Genomic DNA, 9994 nt, shown 5'->3' on the forward strand with positions numbered 1-9994 from the left:
CGATCAAAGGAATCACCGTGTCCGACAAGCAGATCGAACTCGCCGTCCTCGATATGGCGGGCACCACCGTCGCCGACGACGGGCTGGTCGAGCGGGCGTTCGAGGCGGCCATCACCGCCGCGGGCGTGCCCGCCGCGGGCCCGGAGCGCGAGGCGGCCCGCACGTTCGTGCAGGACACCATGGGCCAGTCCAAGATCTGGTGCTTCCGCACCCTGCTCGGCGACGAGGACCGCGCCCAGCTGGCCAACCGCGCCTTCGAGGCCGCCTACGCGGAATTCGCCGAGGCGGGCGTGAACCCGATTCCCGGTGCCGCAGAGGCCATTTCGGCGCTGCGGGCGGCGGGCATCAAGGTGGCGCTGACCACCGGGTTCAGCCGCGAGACCCAGGACAGGCTACTGAACGCGCTGGGCTGGAACGACATCGCCGATCTTGCCCTGGTCCCCTCCGACGCCGGGCGCGGCCGTCCCTACCCCGACATGGTGCTCACCGCCGTGCTGCGGCTGGAAGCCGACGCCGTGGATCGCGTTGCGGTGCTGGGTGATACGTCCAGCGATATCGCCACCGGCCTGGCCGCGGGCGCGCGCATCGTCGCGGGCACGCTGACCGGCGCGCACACCGAGGAGCAGCTGCGGGCCGCGGGAGCGACCCACGTGGTGCCGTCGGTCACCGAATTCGCGCAGCTGCTGCTGGCCGAGCGCGGCTAGAGAATTCCGCCGCCCGGGCGCGCCTCGCCCGGGCGGCGGAGTACCCCCATCCCTTCGATTCCACCCAGTCTTCGACTCGACCGTCCCCTGAACTGAAAGTGCAGTCACCGTGCGTATTTCGAACAACCGCCTCGCACGCAACATCGCCCGCACCGCTCTCATCCTGACCTCCGCCACCGCGGTCGCCTTCAGCCTGACCGCCTGCGGCGGCACCGGCAGCGACTCGAAGGACGGCAAGACGGTCACCGTCTACTCCGTCGATGGCCTCGGCGACTGGTACAAGCCCGTCTTCGAGAAGTTCAAGGCGCAGACCGGCATCACGGTCAACGAGGTGGAGGCCGGCTCCGGCGAGGTCGTCAGCCGGGTGGAGAAGGAACAGTCCAACCCGCAGGCCGACCTGGTCGTCACCCTGCCGCCGTTCATGCAGAAGGCCGACAAGTCCGGGCTGCTGCAGGCCAGCGGTGTGGACACCGGCGCGGTCGCCGCCGCCGACAAGGACGCCAACGGCAAGTGGGTTTCCCTGGCGGGCAACTACCTGTGCTTCATCGCCAACCCGTCGGTCGACGCCACCAAGCTGACCTGGGACGACCTGCTCAAGCCCGACTACAAGGGCAAGCTGCAGTACTCCACCCCCGGCCAGGCCGGCGACGGCACCGCGGTGCTGGTGCTGCTGCAGCAGCTCATGGGCAAGCAGGGCGCGCTCGACTACCTGGCCAAGCTGCAGGCCAACAATGTCGGCCCGTCCTCCTCCACCGGCAAGCTGCAGGCCAAGGTCGACAAGGGCGAGATCCTCATCGCCAACGGCGACGTGCAGATGAACCTGCAGAGCGTCAAGAACGGCTCCAAGTTCAACGTCTTCTTCCCGGCTTCCGCCGACGGCAAGAAGTCGACCGTCTCGCTGCCCTACCTGATGGGCATGGCCAAGGGCGCGCCGCATTCGGACGCGGCCAAGAAGCTGATGGAGTTCCTGCTCTCGGCCGACGTGCAGAAGTCGCTGCCCGACACCTTCGCCATCCCGTCCCGCACGGATCTGGCGAGCGCCCCGGCCACCGGCAACGGTCCGTCCCCGGCCGCGACCATCAAGGACGTGACCGTCCTGCACCTCGACTGGACCTCCGTGCTCGACAACCTCGACGCCGACGTGGCCGCCTACACCAAGGCCACCGGTAGCTAGCGCACGGCGTCAGTCCGATACCAGCCCCAGGAGCAGCAACCATGTCCTCCGCGTTGACGACATCCACGGTGGCCGGCGAGACCACCGACGAACCGGCCATCGTGTTCGACCGGGTCGGAGTCACCTACGGCCGCGGCCGTAAATCCACTGTGGCACTGGCCGATTTCAACCTGCGAGTGGCCGCGGGGGAAACGGTCGCGCTCCTGGGGCCCAGCGGTTCCGGCAAGTCCACCGCGCTCAAGGCGCTGGCCGGGTTCGTCCGGCCCACCTCGGGCGCGGTGCGGCTGGCCGGCCGCGACGTCACCGACCTCTCCCCCGCCAAGCGCGGCATCGGGGTGGTGGTGCAGTCCTACGCGCTGTTCCCGCACATGCGGGTGCACGACAATGTGGCCTTCGGGCTGAAGGCACATCGCGTGCCGCGCAACGAGATCGGGGCCCGGGTGACCGAAGCCCTGGACATGGTCGGCATGGGCGCCTACGCCAAGCGGCTGCCGCGCGAGCTGTCCGGTGGGCAGCAGCAGCGCGTCGCCATCGCGCGGGCGCTCGCCATCCGGCCCCGGGTGCTGCTGCTCGACGAGCCCCTCGCGGCGCTGGACGCGCAGTTGCGCCAGAACATGCTCGGCGAGCTGCAGCAGCTGCGAAAGGCCTTGCCGGACACGGCGATGCTGTACGTGACCCACGACCAGGCCGAGGCGCTCGCGCTGGCCGACCGCATCGCGGTCATGCGCGACGCGCGGCTGGTCGACATCGATACCGCGCACAAACTGTGGCAGCAGCCCGCCACCGAATTCACCGCCTCCTTCCTGGGCGGCGCGAATCTGCTGGCCTGCGCGGTCGAACACGTCTCCGGCACCGCCGCGCTGGTGACCGTGGGCGAGCACACGCTGCGCGCGGACGCGCCGCCGCCCGGCGTGGGACGCCCGGACTGGGCACCGAATGCCGACGCCCAGTTGTGCGTCCGGCCGCACACCGTGCGCATCGTGCCGCTCACCGAACGAGATGCGCTGCGCGCCACCGTGATCACCAGCGTCTGGAAGGGCGCTTCGACCCGGCTGCACCTCGATGTGGCGGGCATCTCCGCCGAGCTCACCGCGGATGTCCTGGGCCACACCGAGATCGCGCCCGGCGACCACATCGGCGTACGCTTCCCCGACCCGGCCGGGGTGCTCATCCCGCCGGGCATCGGCACCGACTCCGCCGCCGACGGCGAGGTCCGCGCATGACCGCCTCCCCGACCCGTCGAGACACGGGTGAATTCGACTATGCCGCAGTGACATCGAGCCCGCTGCGGGAAGAACGGCGGACGGTGTCGCGACGGCGCGAGGTGACCGCCGACGAGGGGTCCGAGCTGTTCGCCGGGTCGGCCGCGGTGCGGGACGGGAGGTCGTCGTGACCGCTCTGCTCGAATCTCCTTCCGCGGCAGAGGCTCCCGGGACTCGCGAGCCGGGACGGTCGTGGCGGCCGGTGCTGTGGACACTGCCGCCGGTGCTGACGGTGCTGCTGATCGCGGTGTATCCGATCGTGCGGGTGCTGCTGGAGTCGACCAAGACCAAGTCCGGGCGAGGGGTCGGGACCTGGTCGGCGGTGCTGGCCGAAGAGTCGTTCCGGAATGCGCTGACGCGCACAGTGACCATCGCGGTCAGCTCTACCATCGGCTGCCTGCTGCTGGGGACATTCCTGGCGATCGTGCTGGCATTCGTGCCGTTTCCGGGTTCGCAGCTGGTGGGTCGGCTCATCGACTCGGTGCTGACGCTGCCGTCCTTCCTGGTGACACTGGCCTTCACGTTCCTGTACGGGACAGCGGGGGCGGTGAACGCGCTCATCAACCAGATCACCGGTGGTACGCGGCCGGTGGTGAACTTCCTCAGCACGCCCTGGGGCGTGATCCTCGCCGAGGTCACCTTCTTCACGCCGTTCGTGGTGCGGCCGCTGCTGGCCGCGTTCGCGCAGCTGCCGCGCGAACAGCTGGATGTGGCCTCCAGTCTGGGCGCCTCGCCGTGGCGGGTGCTGGCGCAGGTGGTGATGCCGGAGGCGTGGCCCGCGCTGGCGGCGGGTGGCAGCCTCACGCTGCTGTTGACCCTCAACGAATTCGGCATCGTGCTGTTCACCGGGGCCAAGGGCGTCATCACGCTGCCCGCGCTGATCTACACGCGCGGCATCGTCACCTTCGATCTGCCGGGAGCCGCGGTGCTGGCCTCGGTGCAGGTATTGCTGTCGCTCGGCCTGTATCTCGGATACCGACTGCTGTTCGCGCGCCTCACCGGTGCGCGGAAGGAGAGCTGAACCATGCTGGTGTGGACCAGGCGCGGGCGGGCCGCGGTGCTCGCCGTGTTCGGGGTCGTGGTCGCCGTGGTGTTCGTGGCGCCCATCGCGACCGTGGTGGCGGCGGCACTGGCCGGACGCTGGAACGGGCCGCTGCCCTCGCAGCTGGGGTTCGCGAACTTCTCCCGGGCGCTGTCGGGAGAGGAGTCCGCGAGCCTGTCGGTGAGCCTGCAGACCGCGCTGCTGGCAGGACTGCTCTCGCTGGCGCTGGGCACCTGGGCGGCGCTGGCGTCGATGGAGGCCCCCGGCTGGCTGCGGCGGCTCACCGACGCGGTGTTCCATGTGCCGGTCGCGGTGCCGTCGGTGGCGATCGGCCTGGGCGTGCTCATCACCTTCAACGAGCGGCCGCTGCTGCTGGGCGGGACCAAATGGATCGTGATCCTGGCGCATACGGTGCTCGTGCTGGCCTACGCCTTCAGCGGGGTCTCGGCGGCGCTGGATCGGCTCGACCCCGGCTACCGGCAGGCCGCCGAATCGCTCGGCGCCGGACCGGCGCGGGTCCTGTTCCGGATCACGCTGCCGCTGCTGCTGCCCGCGCTCGGCGCGGCGGCGGGGCTGGCCATCGCACTGTCCATGGGTGAGCTGGGGGCGACCATCATGGTCTACCCCGCGACCTGGAAAACCCTGCCGGTGGCCATTTTCGCGGCCACCGACCGCGGCGAAGTCTTCGATGCCGCGGCCAGTACCACGCTGCTGGTGCTGGTCACGCTGCTCGCCCTGGTGATCCTGGGCCGCTTGAAAGGTCGTGCGGCGCTGCGCTGACTGCCAGGTCAGCTTTCGGGTCGACCGCACCACACCGCTGACCGCGAATGAGGGGACGGTCAGCGGTGTCTTGCGTTTATTGCCGGGCGCGGCGGACAGTTGAGCGGTTAGGCTCACCGCGTTGTCGGGTTCGTTCGCGTTGTCGGAGTTACTGCTCGGGCGGGGGTAGTTCGATGGTGGTCGTAGCAGGGTTGTCCGGTGAGTCCTATGACGGGGACAACGAACCGTTCTATACCGCGAGCAGCCGGTCGGTGCAGTACCTGTGCCGGGATCCGCGTGGGCAGCAGCGGCTCTACAAGCTGTACCGGACTCCGGTCACCGGTCCCGACGCCATCGAATCGGCGCGGCAGGCCATGTTCTTCGGACGGCAGACCGTCCTCGCCGCCGAGGCCGCGGGCGGGTCCACCGGGGACGCCGCCGAGGCGGTGAACTGGCCGATCGATCTGGTGCTGCACGAGGGGATGCTGGCCGGGACCGTGCTGCCGTTGATTCCCATGGACTTCCTGCAGCCGGACGGGCGGCCGCGCACGCTGGATCAGCTGTGGGCCGCGCCCGGGCAGGTGGCGTCGTATTTCCGGGCCGGACTGGCGATCCGGCTGAGCGACATCGCGCGGGTGCTCGAGGAACGGCAATTCGTACACGGGGACCTGTCCGCCAAGAACGTGCTGTGGCAGCCGGCCGCGCCGCTGGCGTACGTCATCGACACGGCCGGGCCGACGACGCTCGACGCGGCCCACGACCGGTTGAAGGATCGGTACGACCTGGCGGTGCTGGTGTATCGGACGTTGCTGCCGGATGCCGGGGCGGGGTCGCCCGGTGCGCCGTGGCAGCCGTCCGGGGTGCCCGCCGATCTCGATCCGCGGGTGCGGGCGCTGTTCGACCGGGCCTTCGGCAATGGCGGATTCGGGCCGGACGCCAGGCCCTCCGCGACGGAGTGGAGTGACACGCTGCGGGCGGTGTATCTGACGCCCGATGGTGCGAACTATGTGCCCGAGGCGCTGGCGGTGCTGGATCGGCACGCCGGGCAGCCGGCCAGTGCGCCCGCCATGGCGACGGTGGCGTTCGGCTCGCCGACCACGCCGAGCCCACCGACTGGTTGGTCCACGCCACAGCAGCCGGTGGCGTATTCGACCGCACCGCAGTCCAATTCGGCGAACACGGCACTCAAGGTGATCCTCGGCGTCCTGCTGGTGGTACTGGTCATCGCCATCGCGGTGGGCGCGGTGGTGCTCACCGGCAAGGACTCCAGCAAGAACTCGGCCGCCGGCGCCTCCACGACCACCACCGTGACCACGACGGCCCCGCCGACCAGCACCACCGCGGGCTTCGACAAGAACACCCTCAACAAGCAGTCCACCGACAAGACCCCGTTCACCGCGGACGCCCTACTGCCGCAGAGCTTCACCGACAGCAAGGGCGTGGTGTTCACTCGTCGCTCCTTCGGCCCCAAGGACTGCGTCTCCAGCAATATGTCGCAGAACGTGAAGACGGCGCTGCAGAACAACAAGTGCCAGCAGATGATGACCGGTGTCTACCTCGACGCCTCAGAGAAGATCCTGACCTCCATCGAGGTCTTCGCCTTCCCCTCCAACACCGAGGCCGAAACCCTCTACAACGGCCTCAAGGGCCAGGACCAGATCTGGGACGTCTGGTGCCCCACCCAGGGCGTCGGCTCCAGCGTCTGCCAGGCCAACACCGACACCCTCTTCAAGGCCACCTACTCCAGCTGGGGCAGCCAGGAATACCGCTACCTCTACGAGTCCTACTCCCTCTACATCAACCTCGCAGTCGACTCCTCCCTCGAACCCAACCTCGAGGCCCCCTCCCGCACCATCCTCAACCTGGTAGGCCCCGACAACTACTGGAAAACCCGCTGACCCCAACAGCTTCCGAGCGGAACAGCCGCATCCGGCATCCACCGTGGATACCCTGGGGGGATGGTGCCTGTGTCGCATGTGGTGGCATTCGGAGTGGCGGCGGTGATCTTCCCGGTGCTGCAGGTGCTTTCGGATGTGGCGTGGGCGCTCGGCGCGGCATCGGCGCGTGAGTGTTCGTGCGCTCGCCGCGGCGGCTGGAAGCGGTGGGGACCACCGGCGGCGCGATGATCATCGGGGTGGGGACGACGGTGGCGTTCTCCGGGAACGGATGAGATCGGCTGCGGCGGAACGGGTTGGCGGTCCACCGACAGCGCCGGGTCCGGACGACAAGAATTGGGCCGGTACCCGTTCGACGGATACCGGCCCAACCTTCTCCGGGTGAGGGATCAACAAGACCCGAAGTCTCAGAGGCCGGCGGTGGCGGCCAGCAGGGTGCGCGAGTAGGTGGCGTCGGTGGCCTCGATCAGGCCGGCGGCCAGCAGGTAGGCGGCGGCCATGTCGAGGGCGGAGTGCCGCAGGGCGCTCAGGGCCTCGGTGAGCTGGCGGCCCTTGTGTTCGAAACCGCGCCGGAGTTGGTGGGCGGAGTCGAAATCACCGAAGCCGGTGAGGGTATGAGTATCGTGGCTACGCTCGATTTGCGGGTCCAGTGCGTCTGCGAACCGCAGGAAGTGTGCGGCGCAGGTGCGCGCCGCCCCCACCTCCAGGCGGAATGTGCCGTCCTGGGCCCGCCGGTAGAGCTCGGTGGCCGCGCCCTCGCCCGTGTTCATGAAGAACTCCCTCCCTCGAATTGTGAAACGCCGTATTTCACCCGCATTGTTGTGAATCCGCCGCCACGTGAATGAAACATGGCGTGAACAAAAACCGCACGGATGGTTTTGGGGCGCTCCGCAATTTATCCAGGCGGGCGTGCCGCGCCAGTCGACCACGCGGCACGCCGGGCGGGGCGCCCCGTTGCGCCCGCCGTCTCGGGCGGGCGACGTCCTACGGTTCGAGCGACCTATTGGTCCGATAGCACGACTCGGCTGACGTCACCGCTGACGATCAACGATTCGGTGGCAATACATCAATTGTGTCAATGCATTTGGAATCATTGTTCTGGTAAACGGCGGCGGCCACCGGCCACGTCGATTACGAGATCAGTGTAGCCGTCCACCAGTTCGGCCAGGTGGTACCAGTGTTTATGGGTGTTATCACTGGCCGCGCCCTCGTGATCGATCACCTGATTGGCCTCCACCCAGCTCCGGGCCATGCGGTCGACGACCGCGCCCAGGCTCTCGGTGTGCAGCGTGGCGCCGTTGCGGTGTTGCGGCAGTTCCTGTTCCACCCAATCATTGATATCGTCAACGAGTTCGCTGCGGCGACAATCGATCTCGCTGACCATCATGGGATCCCGTACCTGGCCGCGACGTTCGTGCAGTTCGGCGAGTGCGTGCGCCGACCGTAGCAACACTCGATCTTGAAATCGCCTCCCCTGGAAGGCACAGAGCAATTGCGGAGCGGTCGGCAGGACACCGGCTATCGACATGGTCATCGAGACTCCCTATACGCACCCGACAGCATCACTAATCGCACCAACATGATTGGTCTCCGGATTCAGCTATACCGGTCATCGGATCGGTTGTTCACGAATAGGCTAGCTGGATCATGCTCTTACAAATGCAAGAACGCAATACTGCGTTCTAGCAAGTGCGACAAGGGAAAGGGTTGTCATGGCAGGCAAGCGCACCGTGCTCACCGTCCGTTTGCGGCGGCTCGCAGCGATGCTGCACGAGATGCGCGAGAACGCGCAGCTCAGCAAAGAAGTGGTCAGCGCCAAGACCGGCATCAACGTGACCACCCTCTACCGCATCGAAACCGCTCAGGCCAGGCCCCAGCGCCGCACCCTGACGGCCATGCTGGACCTCTACGGCATCGGCGAGCCGCAACGTTCAGATGCCTTGCAGTTGCTGGTGGATGCGCTCCGCCCAGGCATGGCACGGTCTTTCGAGGATGCGGTGTCGGAGGTCTACGGCGCCTACATCAACTTCGAAGCCGAGGCGCTCTCGGCTCGGTTCTTCCAGTCCACCTATATCCCCGGCCTGCTACAGACCGAGGCGTACGCGAACGCGGTGTACCAGACCACCATGCCCAAGATCTCGGATCAGGTTATCGAGCAACGGATCCGGGCGCGCCAGGAGCGGGCCAAGGTGCTCACCAAGGACGATCCGCTGGAGCTGTGGGTGGTGCTGGACGAGGCCGTCATCCGCCGGCTGGTGGGCGGCCCGGAGGTGATGTTCCAGCAGTTCACCCTGCTGCTGGAGCACACCGAGAAGCGCAATGTGATCCTGCAGATCCTGCCCTTCGACGCCGGCGCGCACCCGGGCATGCTGGGCTCCTTCACGCTGCTGGACTTCCCGGACCCCGCGGACCCGGAGCTGGTCTACGTGGAGGGCATCGCCAGTGACGAGCTGATCGAGGGCCACCCGGAGGTACGCCGCTACGGCGTGATGTTCGACCAGCTCCGAGCCATGGCGCTGAGCCCGCGCGACTCCATCGCCATGATCTCCCAGACCATGGAGGGCCTGGGCGGCTGATCTTCCACCCACCCCAGGGTGGGTTCATCCGCACCCTCGGAGCGGGTTCCGGCAGCACTGTGGTCGCTATCGGCCACGGCGCGCGGCGGCGACAGTAGATACATACCGAACGCCACCGCAAGCGCCCCTCCGAGAGGATGATGTTCGATGTGCAAGCCGGTCGAATCGCCCGCCGCCATCGCGATGACCGCCGCCGACTGCGAACTGAGCTACGCCGAACTGGATCGCTGGAGCAACCGCCTCGCGCGCATGCTGCTGCGGCTCGGAGCCCACCCGGGGGCCCGCATCGCGATCGCGGAGACCCCGCAGCTGGAGGCCGCGGTGTCCCGTCTGGCCATCACCAAGATCGGCGCGATTCCGGTGCCGCTCACCACCGAAACCACGGTGGCCCGTGCCGATTTCGGCGTCACCACCAAGGACGGCCGGGAGCGGATCACCGATCCGAGCTGCTGGCTGGTGCTCGACGACCGCTCCACGCTGGTGCAGTACCTCACCGGTTCGGACGCCCCGCTCACCGCGGCGGAACTGCCGCCGGCACGGGAGGCTGCAGCCTGACCGTACCGAATCATCATCGCCCGCAGG

At 68.1% G+C, this 9994-nt stretch carries 12 protein-coding genes; 10 read left to right on the top strand and 2 right to left on the bottom strand.

Annotation, left to right across the window (positions count from 1 at the left end):
- Window positions 1-17 precede the first annotated feature (17 nt).
- The 8 genes from ACFXHE_RS24460 (at window position 18) to ACFXHE_RS24495 (ending at window position 7067) form a co-directional block, all read left to right on the top strand.
- On the top strand, window positions 18-704 hold the full coding sequence (locus ACFXHE_RS24460) for a phosphonatase-like hydrolase (protein WP_379386549.1): 687 nt from the start codon (window positions 18-20) through the stop codon (window positions 702-704).
- A 109-nt stretch (window positions 705-813) separates the two neighbouring features.
- Window positions 814-1878, top strand: coding sequence for a 2-aminoethylphosphonate ABC transporter substrate-binding protein (locus ACFXHE_RS24465; protein WP_379386550.1), 1065 nt, complete (start codon window positions 814-816; stop codon window positions 1876-1878).
- Window positions 1879-1919: 41 nt separating this feature from the next.
- A complete protein-coding gene (locus ACFXHE_RS24470) occupies window positions 1920-3101 on the top strand; it encodes an ABC transporter ATP-binding protein (RefSeq protein WP_379386551.1) in 1182 nt (393 codons plus the stop codon).
- Window positions 3098-3271 carry a hypothetical protein gene (locus ACFXHE_RS24475; protein ID WP_379386552.1) on the top strand — a complete coding sequence of 58 codons (174 nt, stop codon included), beginning with the start codon at window positions 3098-3100 and terminating at the stop codon, window positions 3269-3271. Before ACFXHE_RS24470 ends, ACFXHE_RS24475 begins: the two co-directional genes overlap by 4 nt.
- A complete protein-coding gene (locus tag ACFXHE_RS24480) occupies window positions 3268-4161 on the top strand; it encodes a 2-aminoethylphosphonate ABC transporter permease subunit (protein ID WP_379386554.1) in 894 nt (297 codons plus the stop codon). Before ACFXHE_RS24475 ends, ACFXHE_RS24480 begins: the two co-directional genes overlap by 4 nt.
- Window positions 4162-4164: 3 nt before the next feature.
- The gene (locus ACFXHE_RS24485) at window positions 4165-4962 is read left to right on the top strand and encodes an ABC transporter permease subunit (protein ID WP_379386556.1); all 798 of its coding nucleotides are present in this window, start codon (window positions 4165-4167) and stop codon (window positions 4960-4962) included.
- A gap of 173 nt (window positions 4963-5135) precedes the next feature.
- Window positions 5136-6839 carry a hypothetical protein gene (locus ACFXHE_RS24490; protein WP_379386557.1) on the top strand — a complete coding sequence of 568 codons (1704 nt, stop codon included), beginning with the start codon at window positions 5136-5138 and terminating at the stop codon, window positions 6837-6839.
- Between the two features lie 60 nt (window positions 6840-6899).
- Window positions 6900-7067, top strand: a complete 168-nt coding sequence (locus tag ACFXHE_RS24495; protein WP_379386559.1) for a hypothetical protein — start codon at window positions 6900-6902, stop codon at window positions 7065-7067.
- Between the two features lie 176 nt (window positions 7068-7243).
- Here ACFXHE_RS24495 and ACFXHE_RS24500 read toward each other — a convergent pair whose 3' ends face one another.
- Both ACFXHE_RS24500 and ACFXHE_RS24505 read right to left on the bottom strand, forming a co-directional pair.
- Window positions 7244-7606 carry a hypothetical protein gene (locus ACFXHE_RS24500; RefSeq protein ID WP_379386561.1) on the bottom strand — a complete coding sequence of 121 codons (363 nt, stop codon included), beginning with the start codon at window positions 7604-7606 and terminating at the stop codon, window positions 7244-7246.
- Window positions 7607-7926: 320 nt separating this feature from the next.
- On the bottom strand, window positions 7927-8286 hold the full coding sequence (locus tag ACFXHE_RS24505) for a DUF4254 domain-containing protein (protein WP_040859778.1): 360 nt from the start codon (window positions 8284-8286) through the stop codon (window positions 7927-7929).
- A 262-nt stretch (window positions 8287-8548) separates the two neighbouring features.
- On the opposite strand from ACFXHE_RS24505, the gene ACFXHE_RS24510 reads away from it, so the two are divergent.
- Window positions 8549-9412 carry a helix-turn-helix domain-containing protein gene (locus tag ACFXHE_RS24510; RefSeq protein ID WP_379386563.1) on the top strand — a complete coding sequence of 288 codons (864 nt, stop codon included), beginning with the start codon at window positions 8549-8551 and terminating at the stop codon, window positions 9410-9412.
- A 147-nt stretch (window positions 9413-9559) separates the two neighbouring features.
- Window positions 9560-9967, top strand: coding sequence for an AMP-binding protein (locus ACFXHE_RS24515; protein ID WP_379386565.1), 408 nt, complete (start codon window positions 9560-9562; stop codon window positions 9965-9967).
- Window positions 9968-9994: the final 27 nt, after the last annotated feature.

This window comes from Nocardia sp. NPDC059229 (assembly GCF_042754165.1).
Lineage (GTDB): Bacteria > Actinomycetota > Actinomycetes > Mycobacteriales > Mycobacteriaceae > Nocardia.

Coding starts and splice junctions, on each gene's coding strand:
- ACFXHE_RS24470 (WP_379386551.1), top strand. CDS start 1,920: ATGTCCTCCGCGTTGACGACATCCACGGTGGCCGGCGAGACCACCGAC.
- ACFXHE_RS24475 (WP_379386552.1), top strand. CDS start 3,098: ATGACCGCCTCCCCGACCCGTCGAGACACGGGTGAATTCGACTATGCC.
- ACFXHE_RS24485 (WP_379386556.1), top strand. CDS start 4,165: ATGCTGGTGTGGACCAGGCGCGGGCGGGCCGCGGTGCTCGCCGTGTTC.
- ACFXHE_RS24490 (WP_379386557.1), top strand. CDS start 5,136: ATGGTGGTCGTAGCAGGGTTGTCCGGTGAGTCCTATGACGGGGACAAC.
- ACFXHE_RS24495 (WP_379386559.1), top strand. CDS start 6,900: ATGGTGCCTGTGTCGCATGTGGTGGCATTCGGAGTGGCGGCGGTGATC.
- ACFXHE_RS24500 (WP_379386561.1), bottom strand. CDS start 7,606: ATGAACACGGGCGAGGGCGCGGCCACCGAGCTCTACCGGCGGGCCCAG.
- ACFXHE_RS24510 (WP_379386563.1), top strand. CDS start 8,549: ATGGCAGGCAAGCGCACCGTGCTCACCGTCCGTTTGCGGCGGCTCGCA.
- ACFXHE_RS24515 (WP_379386565.1), top strand. CDS start 9,560: ATGTGCAAGCCGGTCGAATCGCCCGCCGCCATCGCGATGACCGCCGCC.